At 70.5% G+C, this 17,046-nt stretch carries 16 protein-coding genes and 1 pseudogene; 9 read left to right on the top strand and 8 right to left on the bottom strand.

Features of this window, described 5'->3' with window-relative positions:
* Window positions 1-4: 4 nt before the first annotated feature.
* On the top strand, window positions 5-1,585 hold the full coding sequence (locus ACZ6CZ_RS07420) for a GMC oxidoreductase (RefSeq protein ID WP_469016066.1): 1,581 nt from the start codon (window positions 5-7) through the stop codon (window positions 1,583-1,585).
* A gap of 39 nt (window positions 1,586-1,624) precedes the next feature.
* On the opposite strand, the gene ACZ6CZ_RS07415 is transcribed toward ACZ6CZ_RS07420, so the two are convergent.
* From ACZ6CZ_RS07415 to ACZ6CZ_RS07405, 3 genes are all read right to left on the bottom strand, one after another.
* Window positions 1,625-2,665, bottom strand: coding sequence for a cytochrome d ubiquinol oxidase subunit II (locus ACZ6CZ_RS07415; RefSeq protein WP_469016063.1), 1,041 nt, complete (start codon window positions 2,663-2,665; stop codon window positions 1,625-1,627).
* Window positions 2,665-4,152 carry a cytochrome ubiquinol oxidase subunit I gene (locus tag ACZ6CZ_RS07410; RefSeq protein ID WP_469016062.1) on the bottom strand — a complete coding sequence of 496 codons (1,488 nt, stop codon included), beginning with the start codon at window positions 4,150-4,152 and terminating at the stop codon, window positions 2,665-2,667. The genes ACZ6CZ_RS07415 and ACZ6CZ_RS07410 overlap by 1 nt, the downstream gene beginning before the upstream one ends.
* A gap of 169 nt (window positions 4,153-4,321) precedes the next feature.
* Complete coding sequence (locus ACZ6CZ_RS07405; RefSeq protein ID WP_469016591.1) at window positions 4,322-5,161, bottom strand: SDR family oxidoreductase; 840 nt, start codon at window positions 5,159-5,161, stop codon at window positions 4,322-4,324.
* A 657-nt stretch (window positions 5,162-5,818) separates the two neighbouring features.
* On the opposite strand from ACZ6CZ_RS07405, the gene ACZ6CZ_RS07400 reads away from it, so the two are divergent.
* From ACZ6CZ_RS07400 to ACZ6CZ_RS07385, 4 genes are all read left to right on the top strand, one after another.
* Window positions 5,819-6,046: a ferredoxin gene (locus tag ACZ6CZ_RS07400; protein ID WP_469016059.1), complete on the top strand. Its 228-nt coding sequence runs from the start codon at window positions 5,819-5,821 to the stop codon at window positions 6,044-6,046.
* Window positions 6,043-7,437 carry an NAD(P)/FAD-dependent oxidoreductase gene (locus ACZ6CZ_RS07395; RefSeq protein WP_469016057.1) on the top strand — a complete coding sequence of 465 codons (1,395 nt, stop codon included), beginning with the start codon at window positions 6,043-6,045 and terminating at the stop codon, window positions 7,435-7,437. The genes ACZ6CZ_RS07400 and ACZ6CZ_RS07395 overlap by 4 nt, the downstream gene beginning before the upstream one ends.
* An 11-nt stretch (window positions 7,438-7,448) precedes the next feature.
* Window positions 7,449-8,672, top strand: a complete 1,224-nt coding sequence (locus tag ACZ6CZ_RS07390) for a cytochrome P450 (RefSeq protein WP_469016054.1) — start codon at window positions 7,449-7,451, stop codon at window positions 8,670-8,672.
* Window positions 8,673-8,924: 252 nt separating this feature from the next.
* A complete protein-coding gene (locus ACZ6CZ_RS07385) occupies window positions 8,925-9,701 on the top strand; it encodes a dienelactone hydrolase family protein (RefSeq protein WP_469016052.1) in 777 nt (258 codons plus the stop codon).
* Between the two features lie 115 nt (window positions 9,702-9,816).
* Here ACZ6CZ_RS07385 and ACZ6CZ_RS07380 read toward each other — a convergent pair whose 3' ends face one another.
* Entirely contained in the window at window positions 9,817-10,851 is a 1,035-nt protein-coding gene (locus ACZ6CZ_RS07380) for an endonuclease/exonuclease/phosphatase family protein (protein ID WP_469016049.1), read from the bottom strand.
* An 87-nt stretch (window positions 10,852-10,938) separates the two neighbouring features.
* Between ACZ6CZ_RS07380 and ACZ6CZ_RS07375 the strand changes: the two genes are divergently transcribed.
* The gene (locus ACZ6CZ_RS07375; RefSeq protein ID WP_469016047.1) at window positions 10,939-11,634 is read left to right on the top strand and encodes a response regulator transcription factor; all 696 of its coding nucleotides are present in this window, start codon (window positions 10,939-10,941) and stop codon (window positions 11,632-11,634) included.
* A gap of 91 nt (window positions 11,635-11,725) precedes the next feature.
* On the top strand, window positions 11,726-12,769 hold the full coding sequence (locus ACZ6CZ_RS07370) for a sensor histidine kinase (RefSeq protein WP_469016589.1): 1,044 nt from the start codon (window positions 11,726-11,728) through the stop codon (window positions 12,767-12,769).
* 3 nt (window positions 12,770-12,772) lie between these two features.
* Here ACZ6CZ_RS07370 and ACZ6CZ_RS07365 read toward each other — a convergent pair.
* From ACZ6CZ_RS07365 to ACZ6CZ_RS07355, 3 genes and pseudogenes are all read right to left on the bottom strand, one after another.
* Window positions 12,773-13,651, bottom strand: a pseudogene (locus tag ACZ6CZ_RS07365) (haloalkane dehalogenase); the annotation flags it as partial.
* Window positions 13,652-13,730: 79 nt separating this feature from the next.
* Window positions 13,731-14,135 carry a pyridoxamine 5'-phosphate oxidase family protein gene (locus tag ACZ6CZ_RS07360; protein ID WP_469016044.1) on the bottom strand — a complete coding sequence of 135 codons (405 nt, stop codon included), beginning with the start codon at window positions 14,133-14,135 and terminating at the stop codon, window positions 13,731-13,733.
* A complete protein-coding gene (locus ACZ6CZ_RS07355; RefSeq protein ID WP_469016042.1) occupies window positions 14,132-14,827 on the bottom strand; it encodes an NAD(P)-dependent oxidoreductase in 696 nt (231 codons plus the stop codon). The genes ACZ6CZ_RS07360 and ACZ6CZ_RS07355 overlap by 4 nt, the downstream gene beginning before the upstream one ends.
* Before the next feature lie 76 nt (window positions 14,828-14,903).
* Here ACZ6CZ_RS07355 and ACZ6CZ_RS07350 point away from each other — a divergent pair, with 76 nt between their 5' ends.
* On the top strand, window positions 14,904-15,542 hold the full coding sequence (locus ACZ6CZ_RS07350; protein ID WP_469016040.1) for a TetR/AcrR family transcriptional regulator: 639 nt from the start codon (window positions 14,904-14,906) through the stop codon (window positions 15,540-15,542).
* Between the two features lie 98 nt (window positions 15,543-15,640).
* Complete coding sequence (locus ACZ6CZ_RS07345; RefSeq protein WP_469016037.1) at window positions 15,641-16,162, top strand: cysteine hydrolase family protein; 522 nt, start codon at window positions 15,641-15,643, stop codon at window positions 16,160-16,162.
* A gap of 161 nt (window positions 16,163-16,323) precedes the next feature.
* Here the strand turns inward: ACZ6CZ_RS07345 and ACZ6CZ_RS07340 are convergent, their stop codons facing one another.
* On the bottom strand, window positions 16,324-16,833 hold the full coding sequence (locus ACZ6CZ_RS07340) for a GNAT family N-acetyltransferase (RefSeq protein WP_469016035.1): 510 nt from the start codon (window positions 16,831-16,833) through the stop codon (window positions 16,324-16,326).
* Between the last annotated feature and the right edge of the window lie 213 nt (window positions 16,834-17,046).

The following is a 17,046-nucleotide window of genomic DNA, read 5'->3' as shown; positions in this document are numbered from 1 at the left end:
CCTCATGGCCGACGAACAGCACTACGACGTCATCGTCATCGGTACGGGAGCGGGCGGCGGTACGCTCGCCCACCGGCTGGCACCGACCGGCAAACGGATCCTGATCCTGGAGCGCGGCGGCTACCTGCCGCGGGAGCGGGACAACTGGGATTCCACCGCCGTCTTCGTCAAGGCCAAGTACCGCGCCCCGGAGTTCTGGTACGACAAGCACGGCAAGCAGTTCCCCCCGGAGGTCAACTACTACGTCGGGGGCAACACCAAGTTCTACGGCGCCGCGCTGTTCCGGCTACGGCCCGAGGACTTCGGCGAGCTGCGCCACCACGACGGTGTCTCTCCCGCGTGGCCGATCCGCTACGAGGACCTGGAGCCCTACTACACCCAGGCCGAGCACCTCTACCTGGTGCACGGCAGGCACGGCGAGGACCCCACCGCCGGGCCGGCCGGCGCGCAGTACGCCTGTCCGCCGGTCGAGCACGAGGCCCGCATCCAGCAGCTCAGCGACGACCTGGAGAAGGTCGGCCTGCACCCCTTCCACCTGCCGATCGGCGTGAACCTCACCCAGGACGGCAACGGCCGGGCCGCTCACGACAGCGTCTGCATCCGCTGTGACCGGGTGGACGGCTTCCCGTGCCTGGTGGGTGCCAAGTCGGACGCGCAGGTGATCTGCGTCGATCCGGCCCTGGCGTACGACAACGTCACGATGGTGACCGACGCCGAGGTGCGGCGGCTGGAGACCGACCCGACCGGGCGCACGGTCACCAGGGTCGTCACCCGGTTCCCGGACGAAAGGATCGAGGCGTTCAGCGCCGACATCGTGGTGGTCGCCGCCGGTGCGGTCAACTCCGCCGTCCTGCTGCTGCGTTCGGCCAACGACCAGCACCCGGGCGGCCTGGCGAACAGCTCGGACGTGGTCGGGCGCCACTACATGCGCCACAACAACCTGGCCCTGATGGCGGTGTCGAAGGAACCGAATCCCACGAGGTTCCAGAAGACCCTGGCACTGAACGACTGGTACCTGGGCGCCGACGACTGGGACTATCCGCTCGGCGGCATCCAGATGCTCGGCAAGTCGGACGCCGACCAGATCCACGGCGAGGCGCCCCGCTGGGCCGGTACCGTCACGCCCGAGATGCCCTTCGAGGTCTTGGCGCACCATGCCGTCGACTTCTGGCTGTGCGGCGAGGATCTCCCGCTGCCCGACAGCCGGGTCACCCTCGACAGGGACGACGCCATCCACCTGGCTCTCGACGAGAAGAACAACACCGCGGGGCTGAAGCGCCTCCAGCACAAGCTGCGGGGGATGCTCGGTCACCTGGGGATGCACGAGCATCACCTGCTCGACCACAGCATCTACCTGCACAAGGGCATGCCGATCGGTGCCACCGCGCACCAGGCCGGCACGGTGCGGTTCGGCGACGACCCGCGCAGTTCGGCGCTCGACGTCAACTGCAAGGCCCACGACCTCGACAACCTTTACGTCGTGGACACGTCGTTCTTCCCCAGCATCGGCGCCGTGAACCCGTCCCTGACCGCCATCGCCAACGCCCTCAGGGTCGGCGATCACCTCATCGAGCGTCTGCGCTGACAGCCCGGACCCGGTAGGCCGTCGCCGGCGCCGGGCTCCCTACACGTCGTCCCCGGCCAGACCCGCGGATTTGGTGTCGCTGTCGGTGAGAGGTTCCAGCTCACCTCTCGTGTCGAGCCGGAAGAGCACCACCAGCGCGGGCCCGATCAGCAGCACCGCGATGAGTGTCACGATGCCGAGCCAGCGCAGGCTGTGTGCCGCGCCCGCCCCCTGTGCCACCGTCAGGGAGGTCGGCAGCAGGTAGGGGCGCTGCGCGAAGCCCCAGGCGACGACGGCCAGTGCGACCGTCGCCACCGCGGTGTGCCGCACCCAGCGGTGAGCCCGCCGCATCACCAGCAGCACCGTGGCCACACCGCTGACCGCGGCGAGGATGACCAGCAGCAGGCCTGGTCCCCTGGTGAGGCCGTGCCAGACGTACGGGGCGTCATGACGGGTGACGGGCAGTGCGATCAGGGCCAGGACGACGACGGCACCGAACGCCGGCACCGCCCGCAGCCGGAAGTAGTCGACGAGGTCGGGTGCCCCGTACCGCCGGGCATCGGCTCCCAGGAAGACGGCGCCGAGGAACGCGGTGGCGGCGATGGCCAGCAGACCCGTCAGGATCGACGTGGAACTGGCCCACACGTGCGTGGCGGCGGGCGTGCCCACCGCCACGCGGCCCGAGGCGATGCCACCGAGGACCGCGCCGAGGAAGTACGGCGTGAGCAACGAGGCGATGGCGAACGCCGCTCCGTAGACCCGGCGCCGGGCCAGCCGGCGGGTCGGCTTGCGCAGGGCGAATCCCGCTCCGCGCAGGACCATGCCGACGGCGGCGAGGGCCAGGGGCAGCCACAGCGCGGTGAACACGGCCTGGAACACCGTCGGGAAACCGGTCCACATGATGACCAGGACGAAGACCAGCCAGACGTTGTTGACCTCCCACACGGGCGCCATCGCGTGGTCGATCAGCCAGCGCGGCCGCTTGCCGCGCTCGGCGCCGCCCGCCAGCAGATCCCAGAAGCCCGCCCCGTAGTCGGTTCCCCCGCCACTGGCGTAGGCGGCGATCGCCACCACCATGACCCAGGCGATCAGGTCAGCCATCACCGCGCACCTCCGGAGGGACGGTCGTGCCCGCCGGCCGCGGCACCGGTGGTCGCGGCGTCCGGCTCGGCCCGGGGCCCGTAGGGCGTGTCGTCCTCCGGAGCCACCGCGGTACGACCGCCGGCCGCCGTCTCATCAGCGATGCGCCACCGGGTGCGCATCTTAAGGACGACAGCCAGGAAGGAACCGAACACGGCCACGTAGACGGCCATGACGATGCCGAGCATGGCCCAGATTCCTCCGGCCCTAGTGGTGGTGACGGCCTCGGACACCCGCATGGTGTTGTACACGATCCAGGGCTGGCGTCCGACTTCCGTGGCGATCCATCCGCACTCGACCGTGATCAGGCAGGCGACGCCCGCGAGCGCGGCGCAGCGGTAGAACCAGCGGGTGCGCGGCAGGTCACGGTGGCGCAGCCAGGACCAGGCGTACCAGAGCGCCAGCAGGATCAGCACGCTGCCGATGGTGGCCATGATGTCGAAGGCGAAGTGCACGATGGTCGCCTGGACCGGGGTCGGCCGGTTCGCCGCCGGCACCGAGGTCAGTCCGGTGACCGAGGTGTCCGGCTTGAAGCCGGCGAGGATCGAGTCCAGTTGGGGGATCCTGATACCACCGGCGATGCTGCCGTTGCTGTTCAACCGTCCGAAGACGTACTCGGGCACATGGGTGTCGGTGTTCCAGACGATCTCCATGGCGGCGAACTTGACGGGCTGCTTGTGGAAGACCGCCCGTGCCGCGGAGTCCCCGAGGACGAACTGGACCGGGGTGAGGATGGCGGCGACGGTGAAGGGGACGGTGAACCCGAGCTTGTGGTAGCGGTCGCGGCGTCCGCGCAACCAGCCGACCGCGTAGACGCCGGCGACCACGTATCCGGCGGTCAGGAACATCGCGACCACGAAGTGCCAGTACTCCGGACCGAACATCGGCGTGAAGACGGCCTGCCGCACGTCGACGTCCACGGGATTGCCCCGGGCGTCCAGACGGAATCCCTGCGGGGTGTTCATCCAGGAGTTGGCCGCGATGATGCCGAACGCGCCCATCAGCGCGGCCGGCGGCAGCGGCACCGCCAGCCAGAAATGCGTCCAGGGCTTGAGGCGGCGCCAGCCGTACAGATAGATCGCGATCAGGACGGCTTCCAGGAAGAACGCCCATGCCTCCACGCCGAAGCCGAGACCGAACACATCGCCCCAGCGGCCCATCATTCCCGGCCACAGCAGTCCGAACTCCAGGGAGAGCACGGTGCCGGTGATGACGCCGATGGCGAACTGCACGGCCATCACGGCGGACCAGCGGCGCGCCAGCAGGAGAGCGACCGGGTCGTTGCGGCGCAGCGCCCGCTGGTGCATGAGCAAGGTGATGAACGGCAGTGCGACGCCGAACGGGACCAGCAGGATGTGCGAGGCCAGGGTGAAGGCCATCAGCTCCCGCGCCGGCAGGAGTTGGGCCGGGGTGCTGTTCCCCAGGAGGAGGGTGGCGGTGCTGAGCATGTACGCCTCGATGGTCTGCTCCGGGCAAGGGCGGGGGGCGGAGGAGGGACAGGATCTGGAGCGGCTCGCCCGGAGGACCGGCCGCCCCGTTTCACGGGCGCATGCCGACCGCGACGATCAGATCGTCGATCACCACCCGTCGGGGCGTGATGTGATCACGCACCGGAGGTCAGCCGCCGGTGGCGAAGCCGGGGAAGAGGGTCATGCCGCCGTCGACGTAGAGGGTGGTGCCGACGACGTAGTCGAGCAGGTCCGACGCCACCGCGACGACGGCGTTGGCGATGTCGTCCGGATCGCCCACGCGACGGTACGGGATCAGGCGCAGGAGGTCGGCCTCGGCCTCGGGGGTGGACCAGGCGTCGCGGTTGATCGGCGTGCGGATGGCTCCGGGCGCGACCGCGTTGACCCTGATGCGCTTGGGGGCCAGTTCCTGGGCGAGGGTCTGCATCAGCATGCCCACCCCGCCCTTGGAGGAGGCGTAGTTCACGTGCCCCGACCACGGGACGATCTGGTGGACGGAACTCATGCAGATGATCTTGCCCGCCGAGCGGGAGACCTCCTCGACCACGCCGCGCCGGACGAACTCCTTGGCGGCCTCCCGCGCGCACAGGAACTGGCCGGTCAGGTTGACGTCGATGACCTTCTGCCACTGCGCGAGCGTCATCTCCGTGACGGCCGCGTCGCGCTGGAGGCCCGCGTTGGCCACCATGATGTCGATGGTGCCGAACTCCTCGACCATCCGCGCGACCATGGCCGTCACCTGGTCCTCGTCGGACACGTCGGCCTGGTGGGCGTAGGCGCGAACCCCGAAGCCCTTGATCTGTGCGACGACCTCCTCGGCCTCGTCCGCGCCGACGACGTAGTTGACCACGACGTCCGCACCGGCCCGGCCCAGAGCGATCGCGGTCGCCAGACCGATGCCCGAGTTGGCACCGGTGACCAGCGCCTTCTGGCCCCGCAGCAGCTGCGCGGGCACGACACCGCGAGTCTCGTCGACGCTTCCTGCCACCACGATGTCTCCTTCTGCGTTTCGGACGGACGCTGCCGGCGACCGGACCGCGCGCAGGAGATGGGCTGGGCGTCAGCCGGTCCACCAGGGCAGGGAGCCGTCGCGTACCAGGCCCCCCAGACACAAGCATCCGGCGCCACGAGCGACACGGACCGGCGCGCGACCCGGGCGTACTTCGGCCGGGCACATCACACCGTCGGGCTACACGTTGCCCCCCGCACCCTGCCCGGGTCGCCTCGGCCGCCGGCGGCTCGACCGCGACGGTGACCCCGGTCCCGAGGCCACTGTCAGGTTCTCGCCCCGCGCCCTGGCCACCAGGACGCCACGGTGTTCCACCACCCGCATCGGACCTGGTCAGAGCCTTCCCTTCGTCGGGAGGACCGGCGGCGGGGTCCCCTTCCTGGGGTGCGGGCGGCAGGCCTGCGGCATAGGCTTTCGGATGAGAGGTCAGGTCCTCCCGGCGGTCGTCTGGTGATGTCCGGGTCCCCTTCATGATCAATCTCCTGCGGAGACCTCCGACGTGCGTGGTGCACCCCTTCGTGTTCGCGGGGGTGAGCAGCAGCCGATTCCGTTCCTCGAAGGCGCGCCTCGCGCTTCGGGCGCTGCGGTAGCGCCCCTCAGGGTCCGCAGTTCTGCGTCCCTGGAATGGAGTTCGGGATGAAAGTCGCTGTTGATCTTTCCCGGTGTCAGGGGTATGCGCAGTGCGCGTTCCTGGCTCCGGACGCGTTCCGGATGCACGGCGAGGAAGCGCTGATGTACGACCCCAACCCCGACGACGCCCAGCGCGAGCGCGTGCTGCGCGCCGCGGCAGCCTGCCCGCTGCAGGCCATTCTGGTCGACCGGATCGAGGGGGCACACGCTCTGGTGGGGACCTCGCGCCCATGACCAGCGCCGACACCCTGAAGGGGTTCAAGCGCGACGGCCGCGTCGTGATCGTCGGGGCATCGCTCGCGGGGCTCAGGGCCGCGGAGGCTCTGCGCAACGAGGGGTTCACCGGATCGCTGACCATGGTCGGTGACGAACTGGGGGAGCCCTACGACCGGCCCCCGCTGTCCAAGCAGGTGCTCACCGGGTGGGTGCCGGCCGACGGGACGGTACTCCCCCGGCGCCGCGAGATCGATGCGGAGTGGCTGCTCGGCGTGCCCGCCGACGGACTGGACCTGGCGACCAACCAGGTACATCTCGCCGACGGTCGCGAGGTTCCCTTCGACCGGGTGCTGATCGCCACCGGGGTGCGGGCCCGCCCCTGGTTCGTCGAGAGCGAAGCGGACCTGGACGGGGTGTTCGTCGTACGGACGCGCGAGCACGCGGACGGCCTGCGGCGTGCCCTCGATGCCGGGCCCTCCCGGGTACTGGTCATCGGCGCGGGTTTCACCGGTTCCGAGATCGCCTCCATCTGCCGCGAGCGGGACATCCCGGTCACCGTCGCCGAACTCGCGCCGGCCCCGCTGGTCGGTGCGCTCGGCGCCATGATCGGTGAGGTCGCGGCGGACATGCAGCGTGCCCACGGCGTGGACCTGCGCTGCTGTGTGAAGGTCACCCGGTTGGAGGGCGATGCGCAGGGGCGCTTCCGCCGCGCCCACTTCGACGACGGCAGCACGATCGACGCCGACGTGGCGGTGGTGGCACTGGGCGGCATCCGCAACACCGACTGGCTGCGCGGCTCCGGGCTCGCGGCGGGGCCATGGGGCATCGCCTGCGACACGGGCTGCCGCGCCCTCGACATCAACGGCCTGGTCACCGACGACATCTTCGCCGCCGGCGACGTCGCACGCTGCCCGAACCCCATCTACGAGTACCGCCTCATCTCGCTGGAGCACTGGGCCAACGCCGTGGAGCAGGCGGAGGTCGCGGCGCACAACATGGTCAGCACCCAGGCGGACCGGTGGCCCCATCTGTCCATCCCGACGTTCTGGTCGATCCAGTTCGGCGTCAACATCAAGACCGTCGGCGTGCCGACCTTCGCCGACGAGGTGGTCGTCGCCCAGGGGTCGGTACCCGAGCACCGCTTCGTCGCCGCATACGGCTACCAGGGCCGCGTCACCGCGGCGGTCAGCTTCAACAACGCGAAGTGGCTCGACCACTACCGGCAGCTGATCGAGACGGCCGCGCCCTTCCCGCCGCCCTGCCCCACACCCGACCAGCCCGCCGACGCCAAGCCGGTGCCCGTCGACTTCCCCGGCCCCGTCCTGCTCAGCCAGGGCGCCACGGTGGTCGTCACCGGCCATGACCCGAGCGAACGGCGCGTCACGGCCGTGCAGCAGCACCACCGGTAGGAGAACGCCAGATGACCACGACCCAGACACCTCCGACCTCCGACCTCCTGCCCCGGATCCTCGACTACTCCTCCCGTGCCGACCCGTACCCGCTGTACGCGCAACTGCGCGAGACACCGGTGGCCCTTCAGGAAGACGGCAGCTACGTCATCAGCACCTATCGCGAGCTGACGGGAATCCTGCACAACCCGCATCTCAGCTCCGACACCCGCAACCTGTCGCGTCCGCTGCCCGGGATCGCGGAACGTGCCACGCCGGCATTCCTCAACCTCGACCCGCCCGAGCACGACCGTCTGCGGCGCCTGGCCATGCGCCACTTCGGGCCGCCGCACACCCCGGGGCTGGTGACCGGCATGGAGTCCGACCTGACCGCCACCGTCGGCGACCTGATCGACGGCTTCGCGGACAAGGAGCGGATCGACATCGTCGACGACTTCGCCTACCCGTTCCCCGTCACCGTGATCTGCCACCTGCTCGGCGTGCCACGCGAGGACGAACCGCGCTTCCACGGCTGGGTGGACGCCATCATCGAGTCGATCGACTTCAACCCCGAGACCGATCCGGATGAGAAGCGGACTCATGGCATGCAGGCCACCCAGGACCTGCGCGACTACCTTCGCGGCCTGCTGGAACAACGTCACGGACGGCCGGGCGACGACCTGCTGGCACGGCTGGCCAACGACGACGGACCCGACGGGCGGATGACCGACGAGGAGATCGTCAGCACCGCGAACCTGCTGCTCATCGCCGGCCACGAGACCACCGTCAATCTCATCACCAACGGGATGCTGACGTTGCTGCGTCACCCGGAGGTGCTGCAACGGCTGCGCGACGAACCGGACATGATCGTGCCGCTGGTCGAGGAGCTGCTGCGCTACGAGCCTCCGGTCCACATCATTCCCTGGCGGGCGGCGTACAGCGACATCACCGTCGCCGGCACCGTCGTCCCCAAGGGCTCCCAGATCATGCTCATGCTCGCCTCGGGCAGCCGCGACCCGGACCGCTTCCGCGATCCCGACCGCTTCGACCCCGAACGCGAGGACAACCAGCACCTCGGATTCGGCAGCGGCATCCACCTGTGCTTCGGCGGCCCGCTCGCCCGGCTGGAGACCCAGATCGCGCTCAGCGAGCTGGTACGCCACCTGAACGAGCCCAGGCTGGTCACCGACCCGCCGCCCTACCGGCCCAGCCCCGTCCTGCGAGGCCCCGTCCACCTGCACATCGAACAGGGCTGATGGGTGGGGGAAGTTCTCGGTGGCGTACTGGGTCTTGCGGCAGCGGTCGCGATCAGCCCGCTCCCGATCGCGGAAAAACCGTTTGGTGGAGGAGGGCCGATCACTGCTACATTCCCGGAGGCCGTGCGATGAGCGAGGAGGTGGTACCCGTGAACACAGTTCTGACGTGGGTGCTCCCCTCCGGGGTCACGGTCGGGCGATAGACAGGTCGTCCGGGAGCGCCGTTGAAGTGCACTCCCGAAAGGTACGACCATGCGATTCACTTCCGAGCACTGCCTTGCCGACGGCGTCCGCGAACGCGAGTTCGCCCTCGGTGAGATCCCCGGCATCCTGTGGACGCCGGCAGCCGCATCCGCGTCCGCACCAGTGCCACTGATCCTGCTCGGGCACCCCGCGCTCGGGCTGCGCAGGATGTACCCCCGCCTGGTGGCCCGGGCCCGGCACTCCGCGGCGGAGGGCTTCGCCACGGCCACCATCGAGCTCCCCGGAAGCGGCGTCCGGCCCAGTTGGCCCGCCCTCGACGAGGCCCGCGCCGACCTGCGCCGGGCGATGCGGACCGGCGAGCCGGTCAGCGACGGGATCGTCGACGCCCTCGTCCTGCCGCTGGTCGACAAGGCGGTCCCGGAATGGCAGGCCGCACTGGACGTTCTTCTGTCGCTGCCCGAGATCGGGGGTCCCGTCGGCTACTCGGGGGGAGTGATCTCCATCGGCGTCCGGCTGGCGGTGGTCGAGCCGCGCATCAGGGCCGCCGCTCTGTTCGCGGGGAGCCTCGTGCCTCGCGTCATGTTCGAGGAGGCCCGGCAGGTCACCATTCCGCTGCACGTCCTGCTGCAGTGGGACGACGAAGGCAACGACCGGCAGGCGTCCCTGGACCTGTTCGACGCCTTCGCTTCCAAGGAGAAGTCCCTGCACGCCAACATGGGCGGCCACACCGGCGTCCCGCAGTACGCGGGCGACGCCGCGGCCCAGTTCCTCACACGGCACCTGAAGCCGGTCCGGACCGTCGCATCGCCGGCAGACGGTAGCTGATGCCGACGGCACACCGCTCATCGGGGACAGGCCCCGGTCCTCCGTGACCGCCGCCGGACAGGCGTGGCCGGGACCGCTTCCGGACGGCGACCACAGCGCCTTCCTCCTGCCGGCGTCACCAGCTGATTGCGGCCGTCACCGGCAGGTGGTCGCTGCCGGTGGCCGGCAGGACCCGGGAGCTCTCCGGCTTCACTCCGCGGACCAGGATCTGGTCGATCCGCGCCACCGGGAACCTCGTCGGCCAGGTGAAGCCGAAGCCGTCCCCTGCCTCCGTCTGGGCCGAGCGCAGCCGTGAGGTGATGCCGTCGAGCGCGCGGTCGTCCACCGTGCCGTTCAGGTCGCCGAGCAGCACCACCCGCTTGCTCCGCTCCGCGGCGAGGGCTTCCCCGAGTGCCTGCGCGTTGCGGTCCCGGCTGTCCGTCCAGAAGCCGCCTCTGGGCATCAGCCGTACGGATCCCAGGTGGGCCACGTACACCGCCAGCGGACCGCGGCCGGTGGTCACCGTGGTGCGCAGCGCCCGGTTGGAGGCCAGCTTGACGTCGGCCGGCTTGGTGGCCCCCAGCGGCCCGACGTCGATCCGGGTGTCGACAGCCCGGGTGTCCGACAGCGGCAGCTTGCTCCACAGCCCGACCGTGCCCTGCACGGTGTGGTACGGGTACGTCGTCGCCAGCTCCCTCTCGTACGTGCCCCGGTCCTGCTCGGTCAGTTCCACCAGGGCGAGCACGTCCGCCCCGGACCCGGCCAGGTCGCGGGCGGTACCCGCCGGGTCGGGGTTGCCGGCGCCGATGTTGTGCTCGGCCACGGTGAGATCGCCGCCCGGGTGGGACTTGTCGCGGAGCAGCCCGCCGAAGAGGCTCAGCCACACCATGGCCGGCAGCAGCAGCGCGACCACCGCGGAGACGGAACGGCGCCACAGCGCTCCGGTCAGCAGTACGGGTATGCCGAGGCCGAACCACGGCAGGGTCGTCTCCACCAGGCTGCCCAGTCCCCCGCGGTCCGTGATCCGCGCGTGCAGCAGCAGGATCAGGCCGAGCAGCAGTGCCGACGCCGCGAGCACGAGGCCGCGCTTCCAGGGGCCCGGCTGGAAGACGGCGGGGAGGCGTCGCGTCCACCGGGTGACGGTTGCCGCTGATGGTGCCGTACGAAGCATGCCGCCAGTCAAGACCACACGATGTTGCCGGCGCGTATACGGTTTTCGATACGCCGACGATATGCGCCGGCTCGTACCATCCAGCACATGCGTGTGCTGATCGTCGAGGACGAGCCCTACATGGCGGAGGCCATCCGTGACGGCCTGCGTCTGGAGGCGATCGCGGCCGACATCGCGGGTGACGGCGACACCGCTGTGGACATGCTGAGCAGCAACACCTACGACATCGCCGTCCTCGACCGCGACATCCCCGGGCCCTCCGGTGACGAGATCGCCACACGCATCGTCGCCTCGGGAAGCGGCATGCCGATTCTCATGCTCACCGCGGCAGACCGTCTCGACGACAAGGCCTCCGGGTTCGGGCTCGGCGCCGACGACTACCTCACGAAACCGTTCGAGCTGCGGGAACTCGTGCTCAGGCTGCGGGCACTCGACCGAAGGCGCGCGCACACCAGGCCGCCCGTGCGGGAGATCGCGGGCCTGCGCCTCGATCCGTTCCGCAGAGAGGTCCACCGGGACGGCCGCTACGTGGCACTCACCCGCAAACAGTTCGCGGTGCTCGAAGTCCTCGTCGCCGCGGAAGGCGGGGTCGTCAGTGCGGAGGAACTCCTGCACCGTGCGTGGGACGAGAACGCGGACCCGTTCACCAACGCCGTGCGCATCACCGTCTCGGCCCTGCGCAAGCGGCTCGGCGAACCCTGGCTCGTCACGACCGTGCCCGGTGTGGGCTATCGCATCGGCACGGCACCCGGCACCGGACGTGCGGAAGCGGACCGTGGATAGGGCACCCGACAGGACACCCGGCAGGGCACCCGGCAGGGCACCCGGTCCGAGCATCCGCCTCAAGCTGACCCTCAGCTACGCCGGATTCCTCATGGTCGCGAGCGCCTTGCTGCTCGCGACCGTGTGGGAGTTCATTCTGCGCGACGTACAAGTCGTTTCGAGCAGACCCGGTGAATTCGTGCCCATCAGGTCCGTCATTCTGCACGACTACGCTCCGGCCACGGCCGGGGTGCTCACATTCCTGCTGGTATTCGGTCTCCTGGGCGGCTGGATCCTCGCCGGCCGCATGCTCGCCCCGCTGAACCGCATCACGCACGCCACCCGTACGGCCGCGAACGGTTCGCTCTCCCACCGGGTCCGGCTGCCGGGCCGCCAGGACGAGTTCCGCGAACTCGCCGACGCCTTCGACACGATGCTCACGCGGCTCGAAGCGCACGTCGCCGAACAGCGCAGATTCGCGGCGAACGCCTCCCACGAGCTGCGCACCCCGCTGGCGGTCTCGAAGTCACTGCTCGACGTGGCCCGCGCCGATCCGAGCCGTGTCCCCGCACTGATCGACCGTCTCCATGCCGTCAACACCCGGGCCATCGACCTCACCGAAGCACTGCTCCTGCTCAGCCGCGCCGGCCGGCGGTCCTTCAGCCGAGAACACGTCGACCTGTCCCTCCTGGCAGAGGAAGCCGCCGAAACACTCCTCCCCCTCGCCGAGGAGCATGGCATCACCCTCGAGACGGAGGGCGTCATCACCCCCGCGACGGGATCGCCGGCGCTCCTGCTCCAGCTGACCACGAACCTCGTGCACAACGCGATCGTCCACAACCTGCCGGAACACGGCAGCGTGCGGGTGACCACCGAGGTCCGTCCCGAGACAGCGGTGCTCACTGTCGAGAACACCGGTGAGCCGGTCACCCCGGAGTTGGCGGCGACACTCACCGAGCCGTTCCAGCGCGGTACCGAGCGCGTGCGCACCGACCACGCGGGCGTCGGGCTCGGCCTGGCGATCGTCAAGACCATCACCCACGCACACGACGGAACCCTCACCCTCACCCCGCGCCCCGCCGGAGGGCTGCGCGTCACGGTGGAACTGCCCAGGGCGTCGCCGCACGACGGCAGGGGTGCGCCGTCACGACCGTGACACCTACCGGCGTACCAACCCGTGACGGCCGGCCCAGGCGTGGATCGACGCGGCCAGCTCCTCGGGGCGGTCCTCCGGGGTGTGATGGCCGGCCACGCCGTGTCGGGACACCTCCAGGCCCGCGATGTTCTCCTCGCACCAGGCCACGGCGCCTCGGTCGGTCATCGCGCCCGGGCCCGGCTCGAACGCGGCGAGCAGCTTGGGGACTTCAGGGCTGGCGGCCAGCCAGGCGTCGTAGCGCTCGACGCGGGTCACCACATCGGCGGGCTCGGCGTCCAGCGGCATCATGCGTGTCCATGCCAGCACCGGGCGGCGGCTTCGCGGGGTCGGAAAGGGGCGGCGGTAGATCTCCAGGTCGGCAGGGTCGAGCGGGGTGGCGAGCGTGTCCGGCAGCCCTTCGATGAACAGCGACTTCTCCAGGATCATCTCCTCGCCCACTCCGGGGGTCCGCAGAAGGGTGAACAACTCCCGCCCTGCCGCCGGGAACTCGTCGCCGACCAGTGGCTTGATGATCGTCTCGGTGAAGGCGAGACCGCGGACGCGGCCCGGGAGGCGGGCGGCTCGGTCGAAGGCGAGCGCGCCGCCCCAGTCGTGGCCGACGAGGACGGCCTCGGCAAGGCCCAGGGCGTCGAACCAGGCGTCGAGGTAGCGGGCGTGGTCGTCGAAGGAGTAGGCGATGTCGGGCTTGCCGGAGTCGCCCATGCCGATGAGGTCGGGTGCCAGGAGGCGACGGCCGGGTGCGGCCACCCCCGGCAGGACGTTCCGCCACAGGTGGGAGGAGGTGGGGTTGCCGTGAAGGAAGACGAACGGCAGCCCGTCGGGATCGCCGGACTCGCGGTAGTGGAGGGTGGAGTCGAGGACGGGAAGGGTGGGCATCGCGGTGTCACTTCGCTTTCGGCGCGGGGCGAATAGAGGGTTGCCATGCGGCGTTTCACGCGGAGGGTCACATGCGGGCGTCCCCTCAGAGGTTGAGGCTCAGGAGACGGTCGACTGCGATCTCGATGACGACCAGGTCCGACGGGGCGGGCGGGGCGGCACGGTAGCGGTCGGTGTAGCGGCGGACCGCCTCGGCCAGGCGCGCGGGGTCGTCGGTGACGGTGGCCCGGCCTTCGAGGGTGACCCAGCGGAAGCCGTCCGCCTGGCACAGCGCGGTACGGGCTTCCGGGCCGCCTGCCATCACGTTCCGGGCCTTGCGGGTTCCCGCCCGGGTGGTCACCCGGGCCAGACCGGTGTCCGCGTCGAAGGTGAAGCGGACCGGGGTGACGTGCGGGGTGCCGTCGGGACGGAGGGTGGTGAAGGCGGCCGTGTGGGGAGTCGTGAGGAATGCCCGCGCGGTGAGAGGGAGTTCGGCGGTCGCCCGGCTCACTTCTTCTTCACGCCCTCGTGCCAGATCAGCTGGGCGATGTTCGGCTTCACGGCGGTGGTGATGACGCCCATGGCCGTACGGACGTACCGTCCCTCCTCCAGCTCGCGCAGCATGCTCGCGGCGAGGTCGCCGCGGGCGGTGAAGACGCCGTCGGCGCTGGGCTCGGCGGTGTGGTAGTCCGTGACGGCGGGGTGCTCGAAGAGGCCCGAGGGCCGGACGAGGGTCCAGTCGAGGTCCGTCCGGCGGATCACGGCCTCCATGCGGCGCATGTCCTCGTGGAGGGTACGGCCGAGGCGCCGGTTGACCAGCGGGTCGAGGACATGGTTGAAGAAGTGGGCGCCGGTGGGACGCCAGTCCGGGTCGGCGATGCTGGAGCTGACGACGAGGAGCCGCTTGATGCCGTGACGGGCCATGGCCTCGGTGATGGCCGTGGCGCTCGCCGAGTACATGGTGATGGGCCCCTTGCTGAAGCGCGCACCCAGCGCGGACAGGACGGCGTCCGTCCCGGCGACCGCGGCGTCGACGGCCGCCGGATCGGTGGCATCGGCGACGGCCACGGCCAGGCCGGGCCGATGGGAGGGAAGGGAGCCGGGACGACGCGTCACGGCGACGACCTCGTGTCCGGCGGCGAGGGCCTGGTCGGTGAGGTGGCGGCCGGTCGGTCCGTTGGCGCCGAAGACTGCGATACGCATGATGTCGGGTCATCCCCTCGTGTGGTGTCCGGAACGCCCTTGACTGTGTCGATCACGGGACGCAGGCTCAACGCTGATGAATAACGCCACCCCTGCCCCCGCCCGCACCCGAGGCCGCCCCCGCGGCAACCCGCCGACCCGCGAGTCGATCGTCTCGGCGGCCCGTGCGCTGTTCCTGGAGCGTGGATACCGGCGCACCACGGTGCGCGCGGTGGCCGCGGCCGCCGGGGTCGACCCGGCGCTCATCGCCTACCACTTCGGCTCGAAGAAGGGCCTGTTCGCGGACGTGATGCAGTTCCAGTGCGCGAACGCGCTGGCGGTCGACGACGTCCTCGGCGGCGACCCGGCCACCCTCCCCGACCGCCTGATCGACGCGGTCACGGGCCTCTGGGAAGACGCCGACTTCCTCCAGCTCACCGCCCAGGGCGACGAGGCCGCCGAGGTGATCCGCGAATACCTGGAACGCGAGCTGCTGGCCCGGCTTGTTGAATTCCTCGGCGGCCGGGATGCGACCGCCCGCGCCACGGCCGTGGTGACGATCCTCGGTGGCCTCATCTACACCCGCTACCTCAACCCCCTCCCCACGCCCGCCGCCCTCACCCCGTCCCAGACCCGCCACGTCCTCACCCCGGCACTGCGCGCGGCTCTGTCCCCGAGGCCGCGCACCGCGACAGCCACCGAAGCAGGCCGCCCAGGTCCACGGGCTTCCGGCTGAGGTGTGGCCGAGCCGAGGTGTGCCGAGCCGCCGGCTGATCACTTCTGCTAGCCTCGACGGCCGAACTGCACGTCTGCGAGCGGCACTTGAGGAATCGCGTGACCACCGTCCGTACCGGTCTGCTCGTCATCGATCTGCAGCACTGGATTCTGGACATGCACCCATGGGAACCGAGGCCGGCATCGGAGGTCGTCGATGCCTGCGCTCGGCTGCGGGAGGCGTTCGCGGACGTGATCCTGGTTCGCCATCTGGACCCCGCCGGCGCGGACGGTGGAGCCGGGGCCGCCGCCAACCGGCTGCCCGATCGGCTCACTCCGCGGCCCGGGGATGTGCTGGTCGCCAAGCACGGCCTCGACGCGTTCGCGGGCACCGACCTGGGTGAGCGACTTGGCGCCCTGGGCGTCACCGGCCTGGTGATCGCCGGTCTGTCGACGGCGCACGGGGTCGCCGCCACGGCCCGGACGGCGCTCGCGTCGGGCTACCGGGTCACCGTGGTCTCCGACGCCACCGCCACCGTCTCGGCCGCCGAACAGGACCGGGCCCTCGACGAACTGGCGCACGCAGGTGCCGCCGTACGCACCACCGACGAGGTTCTGTCCGCCGCCGTCACGGGCCGCTGACCGCCCTCGTCGGGGCCTGGTACTCACGATATGGACGGCCGCGGTCCAGTCGTCGGGCTGGATCCGCTCGGCGCTCCCTCTTCTGGCCGCGGTGCGCCGCCGCGACCGACGCCGAGGCCGCCCCGCCCCGCCCCGCCCGCGAGTGCCGCTGGACGCGGGGCTCAGAGACTCTTTCGCATGAGGACGCACATCGTCTCGTGGCGATGGATCGACCCGTCGGGCCCCTCTGCGTCCCAGGCGTCCGGTTCGCGGCCGTAGGCGACGTAGCCCAGGCGCTCGTACAGCGCGCGTGCCCGGGGATTGTCCTCCTCCACGGCGAGTTCGGCCCTGTGCGACCCGCGGCGCCCGATCCGGAGTTCCGCAGCGCGGATGAGCAGAGTTCCCAGGCCGCAGGACCGCAGCGCCGGCAGCACGGCGAGCTGCCAGAGGGTCCCGGCTCCCTTGGAGACCTGATAGTCGATGCCGCCGATCGCCACCGGCAGACCCGCGGGAGTGCATACCGCCAGGTAGTCCACGTCGCCCGACGCGGCCCGCGCCAATTCCCGCTCCACGTGGCGCAGGTGGGTGGCCGAGCCGGACCAGGTGCAGGCGGGCAGATCCCGGGGCAGCAGATCGCGCACGCTGACGCGCAGGGTGACGGTGGCGTCGGTGAAGTCGTCCTCAGTGGTCATGCTCTGAAGCATGTGACCGTGACGATGGCACGACAACGGAATTCCTACCGGCTCATACCAGTTCGCTTCGGCCGGAGCTGGAAGCGTCGTCGCCGGATGCAGAGAAGCTGTGGATGCCGGCCTCGCCCCCGTCGGGGGCCTGCAGACGCGGACCTGCGGCAACACCGTGTTCACGTCAATAGGAACCGTCGGTAACAACCCCTCCCTAGTGTG

The organism is Streptomyces sp. NPDC041135, assembly GCF_055592085.1.
Note: the sequence above shows the minus strand (reverse complement) of the source record. Positions and strands in the feature narration are given on the sequence as shown.

Excerpts from the sequence above, each read along its gene's own strand:
- ACZ6CZ_RS07420 (WP_469016066.1), top strand. The coding sequence starts at position 5 with ATGGCCGACGAACAGCACTACGACGTCATCGTCATCGGTACGGGAGCG.
- ACZ6CZ_RS07415 (WP_469016063.1), bottom strand. The coding sequence starts at position 2,665 with ATGGCTGACCTGATCGCCTGGGTCATGGTGGTGGCGATCGCCGCCTAC.
- ACZ6CZ_RS07410 (WP_469016062.1), bottom strand. The coding sequence starts at position 4,152 with ATGCTCAGCACCGCCACCCTCCTCCTGGGGAACAGCACCCCGGCCCAA.
- ACZ6CZ_RS07400 (WP_469016059.1), top strand. The coding sequence starts at position 5,819 with ATGAAAGTCGCTGTTGATCTTTCCCGGTGTCAGGGGTATGCGCAGTGC.
- ACZ6CZ_RS07395 (WP_469016057.1), top strand. The coding sequence starts at position 6,043 with ATGACCAGCGCCGACACCCTGAAGGGGTTCAAGCGCGACGGCCGCGTC.
- ACZ6CZ_RS07390 (WP_469016054.1), top strand. The coding sequence starts at position 7,449 with ATGACCACGACCCAGACACCTCCGACCTCCGACCTCCTGCCCCGGATC.
- ACZ6CZ_RS07385 (WP_469016052.1), top strand. The coding sequence starts at position 8,925 with ATGCGATTCACTTCCGAGCACTGCCTTGCCGACGGCGTCCGCGAACGC.
- ACZ6CZ_RS07380 (WP_469016049.1), bottom strand. The coding sequence starts at position 10,851 with ATGCTTCGTACGGCACCATCAGCGGCAACCGTCACCCGGTGGACGCGA.
- ACZ6CZ_RS07375 (WP_469016047.1), top strand. The coding sequence starts at position 10,939 with ATGCGTGTGCTGATCGTCGAGGACGAGCCCTACATGGCGGAGGCCATC.
- ACZ6CZ_RS07370 (WP_469016589.1), top strand. The coding sequence starts at position 11,726 with ATGGTCGCGAGCGCCTTGCTGCTCGCGACCGTGTGGGAGTTCATTCTG.
- ACZ6CZ_RS07355 (WP_469016042.1), bottom strand. The coding sequence starts at position 14,827 with ATGCGTATCGCAGTCTTCGGCGCCAACGGACCGACCGGCCGCCACCTC.
- ACZ6CZ_RS07350 (WP_469016040.1), top strand. The coding sequence starts at position 14,904 with ATGAATAACGCCACCCCTGCCCCCGCCCGCACCCGAGGCCGCCCCCGC.
- ACZ6CZ_RS07340 (WP_469016035.1), bottom strand. The coding sequence starts at position 16,833 with ATGACCACTGAGGACGACTTCACCGACGCCACCGTCACCCTGCGCGTC.